This window comes from Dyadobacter fermentans DSM 18053, assembly GCF_000023125.1.
Taxonomy (GTDB): Bacteria; Bacteroidota; Bacteroidia; order Cytophagales; family Spirosomataceae; genus Dyadobacter; species Dyadobacter fermentans.
Map to the genome: position 1 here is coordinate 1,345,383 of NC_013037.1, position 21,657 is coordinate 1,367,039.

The window sequence follows — 21,657 nt, forward strand, 5'->3', positions numbered from 1 at the left end:
GATTGAAAAATATGGGTTAGTTTGCCCGCGCCAATTGGACTTCCAGGCGGATGTCGACATTGCGGTCGTTGCCATTGTAGCGGGAATTGTACCCGCCGGTGCCAATACCTACTCCCATTCCACCGCCCATTCCGATGCCCCCGCCCAAGCCAATGCCGATACGCGGGCTAAAACCGGAGTTGGACGATGACTGCCCGTCGACTTTAATGCTCATACCCATCATGGCTGTTTCGCGTGCATTCACGTTCATGAGCGCAAACGGTATCGCGATCTGCTCGGTGAGTTCGCCGTTTTTGTCCATCGAAATGCGCGATTTGATGCTGCCGTCGGGCCGCACGAGGTCTATCAGGTGCTGGCCGTCGCGATCTTTCCAAACGGCCTCCTTGTTGTACGAATCGAGCAGCAGATCGAGCCCGAGGCTGTTCGGCATATCGGTTTCGATACGGCGCAGGGCTTTGCGGTCTTCCTTCATTACTACCGGGAAAGTTAACGCATATGCCTCTTTCTTCTGCCCATCCGGACTGAAAGCGATTTTAAGGCCGCTGGTCAAGATATTCTGGATCGTGTTTGGGTCCTTTGTTTTGAGCGTGATATACACATATTGCTCGTCGTTGATGATTCCATATCTGAGTCGCGACCGCTGATCCTGCTGGTCGGGTTTGATTTCATCCACATAGGAGAATGGCGCATTCCATTTCGACTCGTAGGGCATCGTTTTGGAAGAACTGCAAGCGCCGAGGGCTATTAACAGCAGCAATGACCAACTGTTTCTGATCGTTTTCATTTGTTGTTTATAAATTAGAATTACTCTTTCTACAACGAAATCCGGCAAATAATCATTACGAACACTTGCTGCAAATCGTTGCATTTCACCTTTGGGACACGTTTGCGGGCGCTAAGGTTGAAAGCAGTAAATCTATTTTCTGGTGCAACTTCTCCGGCTCAAACGGCTTCGATAGCGTATCGTTCATGCCGGCTTCAAGCGCCTGGGCCACTTCTTCGGGCAAAACAGTCGCCGAGAGCGACAATATGGGCGTTTTTACATGCAACTCCTCGCGCGCCATGCGGGCGGCCTGGAAGCCGTCCATTTCCGGCATGCGGGTGTCCATAATGATGAGGTCGAACGGCTCCTCTCGCAGCTGTTCCACCGCTTCTTTGCCATTGCCTACGATTACCGCATTCAGTTGCCACGCTTTCAGGTATTTTTTCAAAAGCAATGCATTAATGGGGTTGTCTTCGGCTACGAGCACTTTTTTCCCTTCAAACGGCGGGAGGTTCTGGAACGAAACCACCGGCTTCGCGTCACCGCTCTTTTCGTTGGCGTCTTGGAGAATGAGGGTAAAGAAAAACTGGCTGCCCTCCTGGAAACGGCTGTTTACTTCTAGCTCACTGCCCATGAGCCGCACGAGCTTTTGCGAGATCGTCAGCCCGAGGCCCGTGCCGCCGTACTGGTGAGAGATATTTTCAGAAGCCTGCCCGTATTCGGAGAAAATATTGGCCAGGTGATCGTCCGACATTCCGATGCCCGTATCCTCCACCGCAAAGCGGATCGTGTGCCCGGCCGCCGTTTGGGCCAGATGCTCCATTTTGAGCGTCACATTGCCCGTCCCTGTGAATTTCAATGCATTACCTACGAGATTGAGCAGGATCTGGTTCAGGCGCATGCCGTCCACGGTCACACAATCAGGAATATCTTTGCCGATTTCCAACCGCAGTTCGAGCTTCTTTTCGTCCGCTTTGAACTGCATGAGGTCGATAATCTGCTTGCCGAGCACCCGGAGGTCAGTAGACGTCGGGATGATCGAAAACTTGCCCTCATCGATTTTGGAAATATCTAAAATATCATTCAGAATATTCAGCAGCGAGCCGGACGATTGGCGGAGCATATCCACCAGCTCGGCCTGGGCCTCGCTGAGCTCCGTCGCTGCGAGCAGGTTACCCAGCCCGATAATGCCATTGAGCGGCGTGCGGATCTCGTGGCTCATATTCGCCAGAAACGATTCCTTCGTTTTCCGTGCTTTCTCGGCCTGCGCCTGCGCGTCGATCAGCGCCAGCTCGTGCGCTTTGCGTTTTTCGACATCGTGGAGGTTCACAAACAGCAGGCGGTTTTTGTACATAATCCGCAGTTCCAGCCAAACCGGCTGCCGCAGGCGGCCATAGAACTGGTCCTCCACCACGATCGTCTCCCCGCCTACAAAGCTCCTTTTCACGAGCACTTCGCGCAATGCGGAATTCAGCGGATCTACGAGCAGGTCCAGCACCGACGTTTTGATCAACGACTGCGGACTAATGCCTAGAATCGCCTCCACGGAAGGGTTAATGGACAAAATTGATCCGGTATCCGGCTCCACGGTGGCGATAATGTCCGGAGAATTGAGGACAATCGTCGCGTAATTTTCGAGCAGTTTGTTCTTATCCCGGATCTCACGCTGGCTGCGCGCGAGCTTGATCAGCGAGTCAACCTTAGCATTGGTAATGTAAGGATCCAGCGGCTTGTAGAGGTAATCGATCGCACCTGTTTTGAGCCCCCGCACGGCATAGGTCGTTTCTTTGGAAATGGCCGTCACGAAAACGATCAGGATTTCGCGGGTTTTGGGGTTGGAAAAAAGCGTCTCTGCAAACTCGAAACCATCCATTCCGGGCATTTGTACATCTACCAGGGCCACGGCGATATCGCTTTCCCAAACCATGCGCAGGGCTTCGTTCGGCGAGGTAGTGGCGTATATTTCGATATCGTCCCGGTTGAGGATCGCTTTGAGGGAGATCAGGTTTTCCTCCCGGTCATCCAGCAACAAAATCTTTGTATTTTCCATGGGTAATCGTTGAGTAGCTATTGTAGTATATCGTTGATGACCGAAAACAGGTTGCCGTCCGCCAGAATCTGATGCTTGTCGCAGGCCGCCAGCGCTTCGGCCGGCATGCGTGAAAACTCGGCCTCGGCAGGCTGCTGAACGTAGGTGGGAAAGCCCTTCTCAGCCAGCGTTTTCATCCCGAATGCACCATCGGCGCTGGAACCCGAGAACAGCATGGCTGCCTTCACGGGAATGCCGGACACGGCCGCCGACACAAACGTAGCGTCGATCGAAGGCCGGGAAAAGAAATCCTTGTCGGAGCAATCGTAGTAAAACCGCCGGTCTGACCCGATCAGCAGGTGGTAGTCCGGGTAGGCAAAATAGATAGAATTCGCCTCGATCGGATCCAGGTGAAACGGCTCATTCATAAATACATTTGTCTTTTTTTTAAACAATTCCGGCAAAGCGGCGGTACTCGATTTGCCACGGTGCAACACGAATATCAATGCGAAGGACAACGGGTTCTTGACGAGTTTAAGCATTTCCTCAAAGATTGTGAAGCTGCCCGACGAGCCGCCGACCAGTACCAAACTCAACGAACCATTCTCCTTTGCCGCCTTCATCGGATCTTCTGATAAATGTTCAACGCACTGTCGATCACTTTGAAATTTTCTTCCAGGCCCGAATAGCGCAAGGTTTCCCGCTTGCCCAGGCAAAGAAAGCCCAACATACTGAGACTGTCATACAAAAGCCTGAATACTTTTCGCCGCAGCTCCAATGTAAAATAGATCATCACGTTCCGGCAGCTGATAAACTGGAACTCGTTGAACACGCCGTCGCCGGTGAGGTCGTGCATGGAAAAAACGATGTTCCTGCGCAGCTCCGGCACGATTACGGCCTTATTATACGCAACATGGTAGTAGTCGGAAAGCGAATGCCGCCCGCCCGCTGCCAGGTAGTTTTCCGAAAATGTACGGGCATTACCCAGTGTAAAAACACCCTCCCGCCCGGCTGTGAGCGCTTTGTTGCTAAGGTCGGTCGCGTAAATCAGCGATCGGCCCAGAAACCCCGCCTCTTTCAGGAAAATTGCCAGCGAATAGGCCTCTTCACCCGATGCGCACCCTGCCACCCAGAAACGCAGCGTCGGGTACGATTCCAGGTAAGGGAATACCGCCGTGCGCACTTTCACGAAAAAATCCGCGTCGCGGAACATTTCGGAATAGTTGACCGTCAGGTCCTGAATGAGGTCGTACACCGCCCTGCCGTCTTTGCCGATGTGAACGAGCAATGCGTCGAGCGTCATTTTATGGTTCGTGAGATACCTGCTCGCCCGGCGCAGCAGCGACGGCCGCGCATAGCCGGAGAAATCGAACCCCGATATTTCCCTGATCCGCGTAATGAGTATTTCCAGTTCCGTATATTCCATGAGCACCATATCTACGCGGCATGTAACCAGACCTTGATCAGCGAAAGGAGCTTATCAACGTCCACGGGTTTAGAAATATAATCGTTCGCACCGGCTTCGAGGCATTGCTCGCGGTCGCCCTGCATGGCTTTGGCCGTCACGGCAATAATGGGGATGTTGGCCCAGCGAGGCACTTGCCGGATGCGCCGGGTAGCCTCTATCCCATCCATTTCGGGCATCATCACGTCCATCAGGATCAGCTCTATTTCGGGGTAATCTTCCAGTTTGTTGATCGCCTCTTTCCCGTTCGTCGCGATTTCAATGCTGAAACCGGCGTCTTCGAGGACGGCGCTCAGGGCAAAAATGTTACGCATATCGTCGTCGGCCAGCAACAGTTTTTTGCCTAAAAACAGTCGTTCCGCATTCACGACCGCATTACTAAACGACTCTTTACGCTCCTCCGGCTCCTGCACTTTCGGCTGGATCTTTTTCAGAAACAGTTTTACCTCGTCGAGCAGGCGTTCGTTGGATTTTTTAGTTTTGATCACTACCGGATGCGCATACTTCATCACCCTGCTCAAATCGGCCTGGCTCAGGTCCTCGGCCGTATTGACCACCACCGGTATCGCGCTCCATTGCGGGTTTTCCTTGATCGTATCCAGCAGGTCGAGCCCGTTCATATCGGCCAGCCTGATGTCCAGGATAATACCGTCCACGCGGTCGGTGCCGAGAAGGCTGAGCGCTTCCGCGGCCGAATAGGCGTACAGCACGAATATGTTGTTGCCAGCCAGAAAGTCGCCTAGGTATTTGCTTTGGTAAGCATCGTCCTCGATGAGCAAAATGCGCTGCTGGCCGAGGTCCTTGCCTTCGAGCTTCAACGCCGAGAATATGTGCTGGGCAGAGCGCTCGTCCACCGGCTTTTGCATGAAGCCTATCGCGCCGTTTTTAATCATTTCCTCATCGAAATAGTCGCCCGACGACACCGTGTGTACCGGGATGAGACGCGTGCGGCTGTCGTTTTTCAATGCCTTCAACACTTCCTCGCCGGACATATCCGGCAAATGCATATCCAGGATAATCGCCGTCGGATCAAACCCGGTCACCATCTCCAGTGCCTGGCGGCCAGAGGAGGCGATTACGACCTCGAAGCCGCTCCCTTGCGCTTTGGAAGCCATATCGGCGGCAAAAATGGTGTCGTCTTCGATCAGCAGCAGGCGGTGGGCCTTGCCATTCTCCGATGCCGGCGGTACGGCAACAGGCTGAGCGGGCGCAACGGCCACAGCCACAGGTTCCTGCCGCGCCGGCTGTTCGTCGGATTCGGTCAGGTAAGGGATTTTCAGGGTAAACACCGAGCCTTCGCCGGGCGTGCTTCTCAGGGAAATGGAGCCATTGAAAAGGCTAGCCAGCTCCCGGCTGATAGACAGTCCCAGACCGGTACCGCCGTATTTCCGGCTCGTTGAGCCATCGGCTTGCTGGAATGCCTCGAATATCGACGCCTGTTTTTCAAGCGGAATGCCAATGCCGGTATCCGCCACCTCGAAATGCAGGTAACCGTCCGCCTCCGAAATCGTGAGCGACACCCTGCCCGGCGCGGAGGTGAATTTCACTGCATTGGAAATGAGGTTGCGCAGGATCTGTAACAGGCGTGTGTGGTCGGTCAAAAGCATGTCCGGGCAGGAGCCGGTTTTTTCCACTGCCAGTTCCAGGCCCTTGTTCTCGGCAATCTTCTGGAAAGTGTTCCGCACTTCTACCAAAAGCGATTCCGTGCTGATGTGCTCATGTACGAGCTCGATTTTGCCCGCTTCCACTTTCGCCAGGTCGAGAATGTCGTTAATCAGCGTCAGCAGATCATTGCCCGAATTGTAAATCACCGAGGCGTACCGCTGCTCTTCCTCATTGAGCCGTGCACCTTTATTTTCACCCAAAATGCGCGACAGGATCAGAATGCTATTCAGCGGCGTGCGCAGTTCGTGGCTCATATTGGCCAGAAACTCGCTCTTGAAACGCCCGCTCCGTTCCAGTTCGTCGGCTTTGAGCTGGATCTGGTCGCGCGCTTCCTCGATCGTGCTCTTCTGTTCTTCGAGCATAAATGCCTTCTCTTCCAGCTCCGTGTTGATCTGCTTCAATTCCTCCTGCTGCACGCGAAGTTCCTCCTCCGAAACCTGCAAAAGGGATGTCTGGCGGGTGAGTTCCTCGTTGGTAACCCGCAGTTCCTCTTGCTGACTTTCCAGTTCCTCGGCTTGTAATTGGGTCTTTTCGAGCAATTCGGCTGCGATTTCGCGTGCGCGGGCTGCCATAATGGCTACCGCCACATTGTCGGACACCATCGAGAGCAGTTTCACGAGCTTTGAGCCGGGGTCCTGCAAATAACCGATCTCGATGAGCGCAGCCACCGAACCGTCGAAGCTGATATTTTTGATCAAAACCACGCCCGGCGCGGAATGTCCTGTGGCTGTTTTCACCTGCAAATAGCCCTGGGCCACTTCAAGCCGCCTGACGTCGCCCCGATCGGCGGCAAACTGCCCGAGCACGCCTTCGCCGAAAGAAATATACGCAGGTGCCGAATCCGCGGCCGGAAGTCCATACACCGCCGCGCGCTCGAGCACATTGCCCGAGCGCGTCACGAGGTACATCGCCGACACCTGGGCGCCCGTTACCTGGCCGAGTTTGTGGAGCAACCGCTCCGAAAGCTCCGTTAAAGTTGGTTCCCCGCGAACAGCGGCAGACAATTCCATTGCTGCATTCAGTATCCAATTTTTCTCGTGGTCTTCCAGGGCCAGCGCTTCCAGTTTCTGGTTAGCCAGCTGAATGGCCTTTTCGCTTGCCAGCTGGGCGAGGTAAGTTTTTCGTATAAAATAATACAGCAGGAGAATCACCAGAATGAACAGCAGCGACCCCATTACAATGCATTGCTTCGCACGCGCAGAGCTTTTCGACGCGAGTTGTTCGCGCTCCGTAAGCAGGCCTTCTTCCAGGTTTTCGATGCGGCGGAAACTGAATTCGATTTTCAAGGACACTTCCTTACCCTGCAAAACAATGCGCTGGATGGTGTCCATGCTGTATTTTCCTGCTTTCAGGATTTCGTATTGCCGGCTCATGAGTCCCACCCTGTCTTCGAGCAGGCCGGAAAGCGAATCCACGCGCGTGCTTTGTACTTTGTTGTCCCGCACAAGTATCCGCAGTGCTTCCAGGTCTTTCCAGATCTCGCTGGTAGCTTGCAGGTAATTCGTTTCAAACGCGCCGTTGCCCGTGATCGCGAAGCCGCGCACGTTGGCCTCGGCGCTGAGCAGGCGGTTTTTGACGGCTGTGGATACCCGCATTACCTCCCGGGTATGGTCTACCCAGCCATCGTTTTCCTGCTGCAAAAGGATGGCATCGTAGGACACATAGCCGACTACGAGCACGAGAAGAATTGAAAATGATATTCCCAGTAAAACCTGACGCTGAAATGTGAGTCGCATAAACGTTGAATAACCGTAGAAGTATTACTAAATGCCAGTTTGGGGTATTAACCGGTAAAGTAACGCTTTTTGGCCGCAACTTGGCCTTTTCTCCCAGTTTTTAACGTTATTATAATTTGAGAAATATTAAATACTTCTACGCGTCTACCCACTCAACCAGCTCATCTTCAAGCGTAATGAGCACGCCGCGCGACACTTTTCCGCCTTCCATAAAAGCCTTGATCAGCTTCTTCAAATGGCGCCGCGGCTCATCGGCACTGTTGCCGCCGACGAACGACATAAAGATATATTCCCCGCCCGGCTGTTGAACGACCCTGTCTATATGCAGCATTTTCCCACCGGGTATCAGCAGCTCCTTGTTGATCTGAATGTGGTTTTCATCCTGATAAAGCACTTGCAGCGCCGCGTCCTGCAACAGCGAGCGGGTAAGGCTTTCGATCTCACGCGTCTCCTTTCTTGTAAAAATCCCTTCGCCTACCAGCTTTTCCAGTGCATCGGGCAGGTCGGAAACGGTTTTCAGCCGGGTAAGCAGATAGCGCATTTTTTGCAGGCGGTCGTGGCGCGGCTCGAAGGTTTGCACGTCGAAAATGCGATCGGCCATGCGGCGCAGGCGCAGCGATTCGGTGCGGTCGTTGCTCAGTATGCTTTTCATCACAAACGGACTCGTTCCTGCGCTCACGTGTGCGTGGCGCAAGCGACCGGGCGTTCCATCGCGCGGGTCCTCTGAAATGACGTACCGGGAAATTGTTTCGTCCCAGGCCGGCACGAAGCCCTCCTGGCCCAGGTAATCGCGCAGCCAGTGGTTGACCTGCTGCCCAGACTCCCACCTGCGCTCCCGCTTCGCCAGCACGTAAAGGCGCTGCACCGGCCGTGTGAAGGCCACGTAAAGCAGGTTGAGGTTTTCGATCAGCGTCCGCATGCGTTCTTCGCGGTACTGCTCGCCCACCACGGTATTTTCAAGTTCTTTTACGACCGATACCATCGAGCTCCGCAGTTTGGCATTCGCATAATGCGGCTTGTCGGCCAGGCGGATTTCGTCGTAATCCACCTCATCCATATCCACCCAAAGCCTGTCGAGCCGTGCATTAGGGCTCACTTTCCATTGGGCATACGGAATGATCACCACGGGATATTCCAATCCTTTCGACTTGTGGATAGTGGTAATGCGAATGGCATCGGTGTTGTCGGGAACGGTGATCGAAAACTTGTATCTTGCTGATTCCCAATAATTCAAAAAATCACCGAGGTGGTTGCTTTTCCGGTTGCCGAATTCGAGCACCACATCCAGGAAACGGAACAGGTATTCGCTTTCCAGCTGCTGCCTGAACAGCCCGAATTGCTGCATCAGCAGTTCCGTTAGTTCAAATACCGACACCTGCCGCATTTTGAAGGAGGTAATACTGATGTCCCATTTCCTGAAATACCCGAGGAAACTATCGAGCCCGCGCTCTTCGCAGAGCATCCTGATTTCCTCGTATTCGTGTGGCGCGGGATTTTGCCGGCGGATCACCTGATGGAACAGATAGGCCGCCTCGTACCGCGCGAGCCGGTGATCGGAGCTGTGCAGCACTTTCATGAACGACACGATGAAATGCACCGACCGCGAATAGGCCAGCGACAAGGCGTCGTCGGAAATGAGCGGGAAACCAGCCTCTTTCAGCGTGTTGGCCAGCATCGTGGCTTCTTTTTTCTTTCTGCACAAAATCGCGATGTCGCGCCAGTGGTAACCCTCTGAACGAAGGCTGTTCACCAGTTCCAGCGACCGCCGCGACATCTGATCGGAAGAGTTTTCCTCGGCGCCTTCCTCAGGCGCGTCGTTCATTTCGAGGAATTCTATTTCCACATGGCCGCCCTCGCTCACGCCCTCCGGTATTTCCTGACTAAAATGCTCGTCGTACACCTCGCGGATCAGCGGGTATTCATCGCCCAGCGAGTCGGCGATAAAGCCGAAGAAACGGTTGTTGAATTCGGTCACCTCCCGGAAGCTGCGGCGGTTTGTTTTGAGGTGATTGATATGCAGGTAGTTATCCAATGCAAACAGCCGTTCTTCGTTGAACGGGCTGTCGCCGAGTATGCTGCCCAGCCGCATTACCTGGCTTTGTGCCAAATGCAATATCAGGTCCATATCCCCGCCGCGGAACCGGTAAATCGACTGCTTCGCATCGCCTACAATGAGGTTGAAATACCCGCCCGACAATGCATTTTCGATCAGCGGCAGCAAGTTCGCGAATTGCAGCTTGGACGTATCCTGAAACTCGTCGACAAGAATGTGATTGTACTTTTCTCCGAGCCGCTCAAAGATAAACGGCACCGGTTCGCGTGCTACAATGTCAACGATCTTCCGGTTGAAGTCCGAAATATGCACCTGGTTGTTCTGTTTCAGCAGCGCGTCAAACTCCTTGCGGATTTCGCCCAGTAGCGACAGGTTGTAAATATGCCTGTCGAGCTGGTTGTACAATGTAATTTTTCCGGTCTCGGAAGAGCGGATGTTTTCGATCTGGTGAAAATAGTTTTCAAGGTCCGTCCGCAGCCGCTCGATTTCGTCGCGGATGGGCGCGGGTGTTTTTGCACCATACCACACCCCCTCACCAATGGTTTTATAAACGTAGGAATTGGGCTCCATCCAGAGCTTTTTGCCCTCCGCACGATCGCGGAAGTAGCCGTAAATGCCCCGGCCGCTCTGGTGAAAGTCTTTTTCGGACAGGTATGTGGATTGAATGAGTTCAAAAGCATTCCTCGCGTCCTTGGTCATCATGTCCTCCCGCCCGCGTACGAACTCTCGCATTTGCCTGCGCACCGCGATCCAATCCTCCATTTTCAATTCTTCCACGCGCTTCATCTGCATGTAGCTCTGCTCGCTCAGCAAAGTGCCCGCCGTGTCGCGGATCTGCATTGGCAATGCGCCCCAGTTTTTGCCTTCCTCCGCATTCTCGCGGTAGTATTTTTCTACAATATCGGTGAGCACCTCCTCGCCTTCCTGCCCAATGCGGGCCAGCAGGCGGTCCACGGCGCCGTCAAGCAGGTCGCTGTCAAGTTGTGTTTCAAATATGAATGGAATGCCCAGTTCGTCGGTAAAGCTGCTGATGAGCCGCTGGGTAAACTTGTCGATCGTCATCACCGAAAAGTCGGAATAGCGGTGCAGGATTTGCCCGAAAACCATTTGCGCCCGCGCGGCGATCAGCTGGCACGCACCTGCAAAAAGTTCCGTATTATGTTCGGTATCAGGGTACATTTCGACCACTACGTCGCGCATCATCGGATGCGGCTGCGCGTCGGTTTCGGTGTAGGCCGCAAATGTGCGGAGCATCAGCAGGATGCGGTCCTTCATTTCATTGGCAGCCGCATTGGTGAATGTAACGGCCAGGATATGCCTGAAATACAATTCCGAATTGGAATGCAGGGCCAGTTTGAGGTATTCTTTGGTGAGCGTGTAGGTTTTTCCCGAACCTGCCGATGAACTGTAAACTTTAAACACTTTGCGCCTGTGAATTGGTGAAGCGAATGAGAACCGCGGATCAAATTAAACAAAAAAAGCAGGCTTGCGCCCGCTTTTTCGTATGCTTTTGAAAGAAGTATCTGCTCAGAGATTGAAGCGAAGGCCCGCCGAAATGTTGGGGCTGAAAAAGAATGGCTTCCTCAGGAGCTCCACATAAGTACCGCCTTCCAGGAACACAGAGATACGGTTATCAGGAATGTAGTATTCAAAACCACCCAGCACAGAGCCACCCAGTGTGAGGTTTTTTTCATGTTGCCCGTTCAGGCGCTTCGGATACGACCGGCGGTTGTTGATCTGCCCTCCGAGGCCATAATACACGTGCACTGCCTCCGAGTTGAACAAAGGCGTGTGCCACAAATAATGCACTTGGAGTGAAATACCGGTGTTTTTGTAAATCCCGTTGTCGCCGCGGTAGTTACGGTCGTTTCCGAGTACACCGCCGTAAGTTCCGATGGTCACGTCAATGGCGTTGATGTTGTTGAAGTACTTCCGGATGTTAACGCCGGTAGGTTCGCCGAGTTTGAAACCGACGGCCCAGTTGTCGTACTGGGCATGTGCCATTCCGAAGCAGAGTGCGCAAATAATGGTTAAGGCTAATTTCTTCATAGTTAATTAAATCGGGGAAAATGTTCCTGGAACGCTGTTGAGCAGCTACACAATAACGTTCCGGGGATGGAATTTCTTTAATGATTCGATCAAAACTTCGTTTTCTTCTTTCGTTCCCACAGTAATCCGGAGGCATCCCTCACACAAATGTACGCGCGAGCGGTCGCGAACGATGATCGTTTCGTGGATCAGATAGTCCATCACTCCTTTCGCATCTTCAAACTGCACGAGCAGGAAGTTGGCGTCGGTCGGGTGGATTTTCACCACAATCGGCAGGCTTTGCAGCATGCCGGTCAATGCATCACGCTGTTCGAGAATGTCGGCCACCATCCGGTCTTTTTTCCCGATGCCGTTCAGGCCTTCGAGCAATGCCTGCTGCGCGGGCAAGCTGATGTTGTATGGCGGTTTGATCTTGTTCAGGATGCGGATCAGTTCAGGAGAAGCAAAACACATGCCTACGCGGATACCGGCTAGTCCCCAGGCTTTGGAGAACGTCTGCAACACCACCAGGTTAGGATATTGGTCCAGGTGCTGAATCCATGAAGGCTCGTCGGTGAAGTCAATGTAAGCTTCATCCACCACCACCAGTCCGGCGAAGTTTTCGAGGATGGTTTGAATGGCGTCGCGCTGCATCACATTGCCCGTCGGGTTGTTTGGGGAGCAGATCCAGATGATCTTGGTCAATGGCGTTACCGCGTCCAGGACAGCCTGTGTGTCGATATGATAGTCGGATGTCAGCGATACTTTGTCCAGTTTCACATCGTGGATCGATGCGCTTACTTCGTACATGCCGTAGGTGGGCGGCATGATGATCACCCGGTCCTGCCCGGGCGTGCACGTAGCGCGGGTGAGCAGGTCGATCGGTTCGTCGCTGCCGTTACCGAGGAAAATACGGTCGGGGCTTACCTGCTTGATCGGGCTCAGTTTCTGCTTGATTTCGGCCTGGTAAGGGTCGGGATAGCGGTTAAAGTTCTCACCCGTTACCGAACCGTAGGGATTCTCGTTGGCATCCAGGAACACGCCTACATGGCCGGTATATTCGTCTCTGGCGGATGAATACGGGGCCAGCGTGAGGATGTGCGGGCGGAGAAGTTTTTGTAGATCGAAACTGTTATTCATATTATGGAATGTTACGGCAGCTGCCGTGTGTGGATGCTAGATTTTCTTGAAGAGCCTTTTGTCGAAATTCAGCGGCTCGATATCGGTAATGCGAAGGGAAACGACGTCGGGATGCATCGGGTTCACCAGGTAATTCTGCTCCGCTTTTACCACCACCGACGGTACTTTAAAAAGGAGGCTATCGCCGGCTTTCAGCCACGCGTCGCCGGTATCCCTGCTCCATCGCTGGTCTTCGGGCCAGTCGGGGATCAGCTTCGGTTCGGCAATGGTTGCCAGGTTATCGGGCAATGCCAGGGAAACGATCACGTAATTCGGGGGAGTTACTGTTTTATGCCAGTGCACGAGCACTTCCAGCATGGCCAGTGAACGGTGCGATGAAGTGTAAAGCATGGCGTTTCTCGGGGAATTCCATCGTCCTCCGTAGTAAAAAGCCCCTATTCCACTCAAATCCTCCTGATATTCCGATCGTGTTATCCTGAATAGCTCCATTAAGCGAAAATACCGTGTTCCATGCGCCCCAATTCGGTTTTTACCAGCTCAATACCCGCATGGGTCCGCAAAAAGCTGATAGGTTTCTCACTTCCCAGCGCAGGCACCTCGTTGTTCAGCCAATCGAGGAAATATTCTTTCCCCAAAGCCCTGTTCCCTACCGAGAAGAGATCAGCGAGGGCGATCAGGTGATCAGAAACTACATTGCTGAGCAGATCGATGTCATTGTAACGCTGTAAGTTGCGTGAAGTAACCGGCAGCAGCGCAATCACATCTTTAATATCCATCCCGATCGAATCAGCCAGATGCTGGATAGAAGCTTTCGGAACGCCGTTTTCGGCCAGGTAAGCCAGGTCGAAATCATCTTTTACAGCATGTTTGAGGATTCCGTAACCTCCCAAACGTTCGTTAACCATGTATGCTGTCATTTCCGTGTTATTTTAAGGCCGTTGAAATTTGTCCTCTAATTTAGGACAAATTTCCAGAACTTAAAATTTTTTCACAAAAGACTTTTCAATCGAATGGTCACTGCCTTCTTATGGGCATCGAGCGATTCGGCTTCGGCCATGGCTTCCACCACGGGCCCGATGTTGCGGATGCCCTCCTCGGTAATATGCTGAACGGTGATTTTTTTCACAAAACTATCCACGGATACCCCGCTGTAAGCCCTCGCATAGCCATTGGTCGGCAAAGTATGGTTGGTTCCCGAAGCGTAATCCCCGCAGGATTCGGGCGTGTAATTGCCCAGGAAGATCGAGCCGGCATTGTAAATTTTTTCGGTTACCGCTTCCGCATTGGCAATGCTCAAAATCAGGTGCTCGGCTGCATATTGGTTCAGCATTTCAATGGCTTCGTCCCCGGTTTCGACGAGGATTGCCTTGCTGTTCGCCATGGCTTGTGCGGCCAGGTCTTTACGCGGCAGCGCTTCCAGCTGTTCCGCCAATGCGATATTCACCGAGGCAAGCAGTTTTTTACTGGTAGAAACCAGAAGTACCTGGCTATCGGCGCCGTGCTCGGCCTGGGAAAGCAAATCCGCGGCCACGAAGCAGGGTAATGCCGTGTCGTCCGCGAAAATCGCCACTTCCGACGGTCCGGCCGGCATGTCGATCGCCACGCCTTCCTTGCTTACCAGCATTTTGGCAGTGGTAACGTACTGGTTTCCAGGACCAAATATCTTGTAAACTTTGGGAACGCTCTCAGTACCGTAGGCCATCGCCGCGATCGCCTGCGCGCCGCCGATGCGGAATGCCTTGGTTACGCCCACGAGTTTGGCCGCATATAAAATCGCCGGGTGATCGGACGGTGTGCAGAGCACCACTTCCTTGCAACCAGCAATTTGCGCCGGAATACCGAGCATCAGCACCGTACTGAACAGTGGCGCCGAGCCGCCGGGAATATAAATCCCCACCTTTTCGATCCCCACGCTTTTACGCCAGCAGGTCACGCCGGGCATGGTTTCCACCTTCTCGGGCGCCTGGAGCTGGCCTTTGTGGAATTTGCAGATATTCTCGTAAGCCTGACCGATCGCCGCTTTCAACGCGTCGTCGAGCTTGTCGCCAGCCTCGGCAATGTCCTTTTCGGAGAATGCGAGGTCGGTCAGTTCTATTTTATCGAATTTCAGGGCGAGGGCTTTAATGCCTGCGTCGCCTTCATTTTTCACTTGTTCGAGCACAGGCTGCACCCGCGCTTCGATGTCCCTGGCTTCCAGAACGGGCCGTGCCAGCAATGCGGGCCATTGTTCCCTTTCCGGAAATGGAATGATATTCATAATGTCAGAATCAAAACCCCGTACTTAAACAATCATTTTCTCGATCGGGATCACCAGAATCCCCTCTGCACCAGCCTGGCGGATTTTTTCGATATTCTCCCAGAACTCGTTCTCGTTGATCACCGAATGCAGCGAGCACCAGCCTTCCGTCGCCAATGGCAGGATCGTTGGGGAACGCATGCCGGGCAGGAACTTCGTGATATTCTCCACCGCATCCACAGGGCAGTTGAGCAAAATGTACTTGTTGTTCTTCGCCACCTGCACCGATTTGATACGGAACAAAAGCTGGTCCAGCAGATCCTGCTGCACGGGCGAGAGGTGCTTGCTCGCGATCATCACGGCCTCCGAGCGGAAAATCGTTTCCACTTCTTTCAAACCGTTGCTCAGCAGCGTGCTGCCCGAGCTCACGATGTCGCAAACGGCATCGGCCAGGCCAATGCTCGGCGCGATCTCCACCGATCCGCTGATTTCGTGGATATCAGCCGTAACATCATGAGATTTAAGATATTGTTCCAGCAAACGCGGGTAAGTGGTGGCAATGGCTTTGCCCTGCAAATCCTGCACGCCGTTGTACTCCTGCTCGCGCAGCACGCCGATGGATAACCGGCATTTCGAGAAGCCCAGCTTGTGAACGGTATCCACATCCTTGCACGATTCTTCGGAAACGTTCTCCCCAACGATGCCCAGATGCGCCACGCCGTCTTCCACATAACCTGGAATATCGTCGTCGCGGAGGAAAAGGATCTCGGCGGGAAAGTTCGTCGCGTCGGTTTTGAGTTTACCCGCGCCGTTGTCGAAGCGGATGCCGCATTCTTTGATCAGTTTTAAAGAATCTTCACTAAGCCTGCCCGATTTCTGGATGGCAATTCTTAAAATATTATCATTCATAAAGTTATAGGTTGCTCACGCAGCCGTTTGTCGGTATTGAATAGGGTTAATGGTCTTACCGGTTGAGCAAAGTTATGATATCTTCCGCTTTCAGTTTCTGCTGCTCGCCGGTTTTCATGTTTTTCAGGGTCAGCAGGCCGGATTGTATTTCGTCCGAACCGATCAGGATCACAAACGGAATGCGCTTGCGGTCGGCATAATCGAGCTGCTTTTTCAACTTCACCGAATCCGGGTAAATCTCCGAGTTGATGCCCGCTTTCCGGAATTTCGGCAAAATCGATAGCCCGTAAGTAAATGCCTCTTCATCGAAATTGGAGATCATCACCTTCGTGCTCGTCGTCTGGCTGTCGGGGAAGAGGTTCAGTTCTTCCATCACATCATAAATACGGTCCACACCGAGCGAAATGCCCACGCCCGAAATGCCCGGCACGCCGAAAGTGCCCGTCAGGTTATCATAGCGCCCGCCGCCCGAAATGCTGCCGATCTGCACATGATGCGCCTTCACCTCGAAGATCGCGCCCGTGTAATACGAGAGCCCGCGCGCGAGTGTCACGTCGAATTCGATCTTCGCATTTTCCAATCCCAGGATTTTCACCATCGCCCACACTTCTTCCAGCTCCTGGATGCCTTTCAATGCCACCTCCGATTCGGATAACCAGCTTTTCAGCTCCGTAAACGGGTCTTCGTCGGCCGAAAGGCTGAAAATCGGTTCGAGCTTATCGATACTATCAGAAGCGAAACCGCGTTCGAGTAGTTCCTCAACGACCTTGTCCTTCCCTATTTTATCCAATTTGTCAATCGCCACACAAAGCGGCCCTTCCATGCCATGCGCGCCGATGATGTCGGCAATGCCGGTGAGGATCTTGCGGTTATTGATCTTGACGGTGAAGTCGTTGATGCCCAATGCGGGCAGGATATCATGCAAAAGACCTACGATTTCCGCTTCGCAAAGGAGCGAATCGGTGCCTACCACGTCGGCATCGCATTGGTAAAATTCGCGGTAGCGGCCTTTTTGCGGGCGGTCCGCACGCCATACGGGCTGGATCTGGTAGCGTTTGAATGGCATCGCCAGCGTACCGCGGTTCATGACCACGTAGCGTGCAAACGGCACGGTAAGGTCGTAGCGGAGGCCTTTTTCGGAAATTTTCGTAGTCAGTGGCTTCGAGCCTGCTTGCCAGTCGGCGTCGGTAAGCTTTCCGGCGTAATCCCCGGAATTTAATATTTTGAACAAAAGCTGGTCGCCTTCCTCTCCATATTTGCCCATGAGAACGGACAGGTTTTCGAAAGCGGGGGTTTCTAATGGCAGAAAGCCGTATCGTTGGAAAGAGCGTCGGATGGTGTCGAAAATGAAAGTCCGCTTGGCCATTTGCTCCGGACCAAAGTCACGGGTTCCGCGGGCAAGAGATGGTTTACTCATTATTGTAATGCTGTGAAATTGGGCCTCAAATGGCCTGTGAAACCGTAAAGTTAGGGCAGGTTGTGCAATATTTATGACTATTGCGTGTATTATTTACGTTAAAATGCTTAATTTTGCGGCTCTTTCACAAAACAAACTTTTACAATGGGAGTTACGGAATTAAAACGTAAAGGTCGCAGAAACAAAGCAGTAGCAAACAATCGCACTGCCAAGATCAAAAACCTTCTACGCAAACCAGAAGTGCGCAATGTTGACGTTGAGGCTATCAAGGCTCAATTCGAAGCAAATAAAAAATAATCGAGCCTCTTCGGAATGTTATTCAACTAGTCCTGTCAATCTGTTTTGGTAGGGCTTTTTGCTTTTTTGGAGGATTTGTTTTTTCCCGAAGCAGCTTTGAGATTGACCTTCCGCAGCAGCTGGCGCATGCTACGGCGCGTTTCGCGGCGCACATCGAGCAAAATGCGGAACCGCAGCGCTTCACCGAACATGATCAGGCCCCCGTTGATCAATGCGAGGCTGTAAAGGCCCAGCACGACCCAAACCTGCGTAGGCTCCCCGATGCGCCGCTGATGCGCCGCTTCGCTCAATACGGTAAGACCAAAACTGAAAAGCAACAAGCCTAATGGAGCTAATATCATCCATTTCGTGCGTGTGGACATTTTTTTGATCAGTCGCTTTCCAGGAGGTTTAGGGTCAATCGAAGGGATCATTTATTCAGGTTATTCGGTGTTGTGATCCTAAAATTATTAATTTTTAGTCAATTGGTTTAATGAAATCCATCATTAGTTTAGTTCTGCGCTACATCCCGCGACCTTACCTCCAACTTGTCGGACACTGGGCTGCGCGGTTACTCAGCATCTTCTATACCGGCAGCAAAGTGGAATGCCCGGTTTGCAACAGCAAATACCGGAAGTTCCTCCCCTATGGCCGTAATACATCGAGCCGCGAGAATGCGCTGTGCCCCAGCTGCTTGTCGCTCGAACGCCACCGGCTCATGGCGCTGTATATGAAGCGCAGAACCAATTTTTACACCGCTAACCTGAAAGTCCTGCACGTAGCACCCGAATACTGTTTCATCGACCGTTTCGAGCAGATGAAAAACCTGGATTACATTACCGCCGACATCGAATCGCCCCTCGCGAAGGTGAAAATGGACATTCACCAGATCCCATTCGAAGCCAATACCTTCGACGTCGCCATTTGCAATCACGTCATGGAGCACGTAGATGACTATATTCTCGCCATGAGCGAACTTCACCGCGTCCTCAAACCGGGCGGCTGGGCATTGATCCAATCCCCGCAGGACATGAAATACGAAGTAACCTACGAAGACCCGACGATCACCGATCCCAAAGAACGCGAAATCCATTTCCTCCAAAACGACCACCTGCGCCTCTTCGGCCGTAACTACGGCAAAGAGCTCGAAAAAGGTGGTTTCAAGGTAACGGAAGACCGTTTTGTAATGGATGAATTGACAAAAGCAGAAGTGCAGCGGTATTCGTTGCCTGGGGAAGAGATTGTTTATTTCTGCCAGAAGTAAATATTTATGCATAAAAAAGAGGGCGCTTCCGCGGGAGCGCCCTCTTTTTTATGCTGTAAGTCTGATCACGAAGGATACTCTATCGCCGCCCCTGTTTCGCGGTGGGCCTTATTTTCCCAAAGCCGCTTCCAGCCTTCCTGCAAGAATCCGATGCCGTAGCCGAAAAGCTGCGTAAATGCCGCTCCAATGCTCAGGACAGCGACGTCCGCCCGCTTTGTCTGGCGCAATGCATCAATGAAAAGCAATGCGATGTAAATGCCGAGAAACCAAAGCCCCAGGTAGAAGAATGGTTCGAAAATGAAGTACCACAATGGAATGCTGCAAACGCCCAGCGTGAACAGTAACGGGAATGTATGCACGAGTTTCAATTCCTCGGGGTAATAGCGGGCGATGTTGATGCGCGCGCGGCCGAAGAATTTCAACTGCCTGAAAAACGACCCGAACTGCGTCCTGCGCTTGTGGTAAATAAATGCTTCGGGAATCAACGCGGACTTAAATCCGAGTCGCAGCGCCGAAATGCTGAACAGAATATCCTCTCCCATCCGGCTCGTGAGAAACCCGCCCGTGCGCTCCCAAACCTTGCGCGAGAGGCCCATGTTGAAGCTACGCGGATGGAATGTACCGCCCATATTATTCTTCTTACCGCGAATCCCCCCGGTGGTAAATACCGAGGTCATCGAGTAACTGATCGCCTTCTGGATAGGTGTAAATGAAGGGTGATCCGTATCAGGCCCACCGTACAAATCCACGTAATCGGCATTCAAACGATTCTCGACGATCGAGAGATAGTCCGGCTCAATCAATGCATCCGAATCGAGCAATATGAAATAATCGCCTGCCGCGCGTTCGAAACCATGGTTACGCGCAAAGCCCTGGCCGCCATTTTCTTTGTAATGGTAATGAATATCGAGCCTGTCCGCAAATGAAGCTACCACGGCATCCGCTTTGATTTTGGAGCCATCTTCGACGATTACTACTTCGAAATTTTTGTACGCCTGCTGTGCCAGACACGCCAGAAGCTCTTCCAGCTCGTCAGGGCGGTTGTAGACAGGGATGATGATGGAGTAGCGGCGGGGGGTCAATTTTGAATGAGAGAATGAGTGAATGAGTGAATTTTGAATGACTGAATGAGTGAATGAGTGAATTTTGAATGACTGAATGAGTGAATATCGACCGGGTGGATTTTGTACTATGACTGAATGCCGTTAGGCATGTAATATTGGTAGCAAAAGATGATCAACATTGGTTTTGAAATGCCCTTTGGGCATGTAACAACAAAACATTTGCGTGGCCAGCCCGGCGTTGTTGTTGCATCCCTGACGGGATTTTACAATCTGCTTCATCTTTCAAATGCTACCAATGTTACATCGCTACGCGATTAGGCTGTTATTTCTATCAATGCTTCTTCATTTGCCGCGATAATCCGCTCCAAATGCGCGTCCGTCAGCGCGATCGAGAGGAACATGGCTTCGAATTGGCTGGGGCCCATGTAAATGCCGCGGTTCAGCATTGCGTGGAAATATTTGCCGAACAACGGCAGATCCGACGACTTGGCCGATGGGAAATCGGTAACGGCGTCCGGTGTAAAAAACAGCGTATACATGGAACCGATTTGGTTCAATGTGTAATTCAAACCCAACTTTTCCATCGAAGCGCGGAAGCCGTTTGCCAGCTTGTTACCTGCATTTTCGAGCTGGGTATAAACTTCGGGATGTTCGTTCAGGTAGGTAAGCATGGTGTAACCTGCCGCCATGGCGATAGGGTTACCGGAAAGCGTTCCCGCCTGATAAACCGGACCGGCCGGGGAAACGTAGTTCATGATTTCCGCTTTGCCTCCGTAAGCGCCAACAGGCATCCCTCCGCCTATAATTTTTCCTAACGTCGTTAAATCGGGCGTAATCCCGAATCTTTCCTGCGCTCCGCCCTTCGAAAGCCGGAAGCCGGTCATGACTTCGTCGAGGATCAGGACAATGCCTTCTTCGTCGCAAATGCGGCGTAATCCTTCCAGGAAACCCTCTTTCGGGAGCACGCAGCCCATGTTGCCCACCACCGGTTCGAGGATCAATGCGGCGATCTGGCCTTTGTTCGCGTCCACGAGTTGCTGCACGGCTTCGAGGTCGTTGTAAGGGGCCGTGAGGGTGTCGTTAGCAACGCCTTTGGTTACACCCGGACTGTCCGGCGTACCGAATGTGACCGCTCCGCTCCCAGCCGCAATGAGGAAGCTGTCGCCGTGCCCATGGTAGCAACCTTCAAACTTGATGATCTTGTCGCGCCCGGTGTACCCGCGCGCCACGCGAATGGCCGACATCGTAGCCTCCGTGCCGGAATTCACCATCCGCACCTTTTCAATCGAAGGCACCATCGACACGATCAGCTCCGCGATCTCCACTTCCCTGCGCGTAGGCGCACCGAACGAGAATGAATGCTGAATGGCATCGGAAACGGCCTTTTGGATCAGCTCGTGCGCATGGCCGAGGATCATCGGCCCCCAGGAGTTGATCAGTTCAATGTATTCGTTGCCATCCTCGTCGTAGATGTAAGGGCCTTTAGCTGATTTGATAAATATCGGGTTACCGCCTACCGCACGGAACGCGCGTACGGGCGAGTTCACGCCGCCTGGGATATAATTTTGTGCTTTTTCGAAAAGTTGCTGGCTCGTTGAAGTATTCATTCTGT

Annotated in this window: 18 protein-coding genes; 2 read left to right on the forward strand and 16 right to left on the reverse strand. The window is 52.7% G+C overall.

Annotated features, from left to right (window positions below; translation table 11 throughout):
- Nucleotides 1–16: 16 nt before the first annotated feature.
- From DFER_RS05580 to hisS, 13 genes are all read right to left on the reverse strand, one after another.
- Entirely contained in the window at nucleotides 17–784 is a 768-nt protein-coding gene (locus DFER_RS05580) for a hypothetical protein (RefSeq protein WP_015810634.1), read from the reverse strand.
- An 85-nt stretch (nucleotides 785–869) separates the two neighbouring features.
- Nucleotides 870–2,813 (reverse strand): response regulator, encoded by a 1,944-nt coding sequence (locus tag DFER_RS05585; RefSeq protein ID WP_015810635.1) that lies wholly within the window; start codon nucleotides 2,811–2,813, stop codon nucleotides 870–872.
- 17 nt (nucleotides 2,814–2,830) lie between these two features.
- On the reverse strand, nucleotides 2,831–3,415 hold the full coding sequence (locus DFER_RS05590) for a chemotaxis protein CheB (protein ID WP_015810636.1): 585 nt from the start codon (nucleotides 3,413–3,415) through the stop codon (nucleotides 2,831–2,833).
- Nucleotides 3,412–4,218 (reverse strand): CheR family methyltransferase, encoded by an 807-nt coding sequence (locus DFER_RS05595; protein ID WP_229206188.1) that lies wholly within the window; start codon nucleotides 4,216–4,218, stop codon nucleotides 3,412–3,414. Before DFER_RS05595 ends, DFER_RS05590 begins: the two co-directional genes overlap by 4 nt.
- An 11-nt stretch (nucleotides 4,219–4,229) precedes the next feature.
- On the reverse strand, nucleotides 4,230–7,658 hold the full coding sequence (locus DFER_RS05600) for a response regulator (RefSeq protein ID WP_015810638.1): 3,429 nt from the start codon (nucleotides 7,656–7,658) through the stop codon (nucleotides 4,230–4,232).
- A gap of 136 nt (nucleotides 7,659–7,794) precedes the next feature.
- Nucleotides 7,795–11,133 carry a UvrD-helicase domain-containing protein gene (locus DFER_RS05605; protein ID WP_015810639.1) on the reverse strand — a complete coding sequence of 1,113 codons (3,339 nt, stop codon included), beginning with the start codon at nucleotides 11,131–11,133 and terminating at the stop codon, nucleotides 7,795–7,797.
- Between the two features lie 105 nt (nucleotides 11,134–11,238).
- Complete coding sequence (locus tag DFER_RS05610) at nucleotides 11,239–11,760, reverse strand: hypothetical protein (protein ID WP_015810640.1); 522 nt, start codon at nucleotides 11,758–11,760, stop codon at nucleotides 11,239–11,241.
- Between the two features lie 45 nt (nucleotides 11,761–11,805).
- Nucleotides 11,806–12,879 (reverse strand): histidinol-phosphate transaminase, encoded by a 1,074-nt coding sequence (gene hisC / locus DFER_RS05615; RefSeq protein WP_015810641.1) that lies wholly within the window; start codon nucleotides 12,877–12,879, stop codon nucleotides 11,806–11,808.
- Between the two features lie 36 nt (nucleotides 12,880–12,915).
- Nucleotides 12,916–13,368, reverse strand: a complete 453-nt coding sequence (locus tag DFER_RS05620; RefSeq protein ID WP_041734764.1) for an RES family NAD+ phosphorylase — start codon at nucleotides 13,366–13,368, stop codon at nucleotides 12,916–12,918.
- Nucleotides 13,368–13,796: an Xre family toxin-antitoxin system antitoxin gene (locus tag DFER_RS05625; protein ID WP_015810643.1), complete on the reverse strand. Its 429-nt coding sequence runs from the start codon at nucleotides 13,794–13,796 to the stop codon at nucleotides 13,368–13,370. The genes DFER_RS05620 and DFER_RS05625 overlap by 1 nt, the downstream gene beginning before the upstream one ends.
- 71 nt (nucleotides 13,797–13,867) lie before the next feature.
- Nucleotides 13,868–15,136, reverse strand: coding sequence for a histidinol dehydrogenase (hisD, locus tag DFER_RS05630; RefSeq protein ID WP_015810644.1), 1,269 nt, complete (start codon nucleotides 15,134–15,136; stop codon nucleotides 13,868–13,870).
- A 24-nt stretch (nucleotides 15,137–15,160) separates the two neighbouring features.
- Nucleotides 15,161–16,024, reverse strand: coding sequence for an ATP phosphoribosyltransferase (gene hisG, locus DFER_RS05635; RefSeq protein ID WP_015810645.1), 864 nt, complete (start codon nucleotides 16,022–16,024; stop codon nucleotides 15,161–15,163).
- Between the two features lie 55 nt (nucleotides 16,025–16,079).
- Nucleotides 16,080–17,441, reverse strand: a complete 1,362-nt coding sequence (gene hisS / locus DFER_RS05640) for a histidine--tRNA ligase (protein WP_015810646.1) — start codon at nucleotides 17,439–17,441, stop codon at nucleotides 16,080–16,082.
- A gap of 144 nt (nucleotides 17,442–17,585) precedes the next feature.
- On the opposite strand from hisS, the gene DFER_RS30045 reads away from it, so the two are divergent.
- Entirely contained in the window at nucleotides 17,586–17,738 is a 153-nt protein-coding gene (locus DFER_RS30045; RefSeq protein ID WP_015810647.1) for a hypothetical protein, read from the forward strand.
- Between the two features lie 35 nt (nucleotides 17,739–17,773).
- Here DFER_RS30045 and DFER_RS05645 read toward each other — a convergent pair whose 3' ends face one another.
- Nucleotides 17,774–18,151 (reverse strand): hypothetical protein, encoded by a 378-nt coding sequence (locus tag DFER_RS05645; RefSeq protein ID WP_015810648.1) that lies wholly within the window; start codon nucleotides 18,149–18,151, stop codon nucleotides 17,774–17,776.
- 59 nt (nucleotides 18,152–18,210) lie between these two features.
- On the opposite strand from DFER_RS05645, the gene DFER_RS05650 reads away from it, so the two are divergent.
- Nucleotides 18,211–18,981, forward strand: coding sequence for a class I SAM-dependent methyltransferase (locus tag DFER_RS05650; RefSeq protein ID WP_015810649.1), 771 nt, complete (start codon nucleotides 18,211–18,213; stop codon nucleotides 18,979–18,981).
- 65 nt (nucleotides 18,982–19,046) lie between these two features.
- Here the strand turns inward: DFER_RS05650 and DFER_RS05655 are convergent, their stop codons facing one another.
- Nucleotides 19,047–20,063: a glycosyltransferase family 2 protein gene (locus DFER_RS05655; RefSeq protein WP_015810650.1), complete on the reverse strand. Its 1,017-nt coding sequence runs from the start codon at nucleotides 20,061–20,063 to the stop codon at nucleotides 19,047–19,049.
- Between the two features lie 296 nt (nucleotides 20,064–20,359).
- Complete coding sequence (gene hemL / locus DFER_RS05660) at nucleotides 20,360–21,652, reverse strand: glutamate-1-semialdehyde 2,1-aminomutase (protein ID WP_015810651.1); 1,293 nt, start codon at nucleotides 21,650–21,652, stop codon at nucleotides 20,360–20,362.
- Nucleotides 21,653–21,657 lie beyond the last annotated feature (5 nt).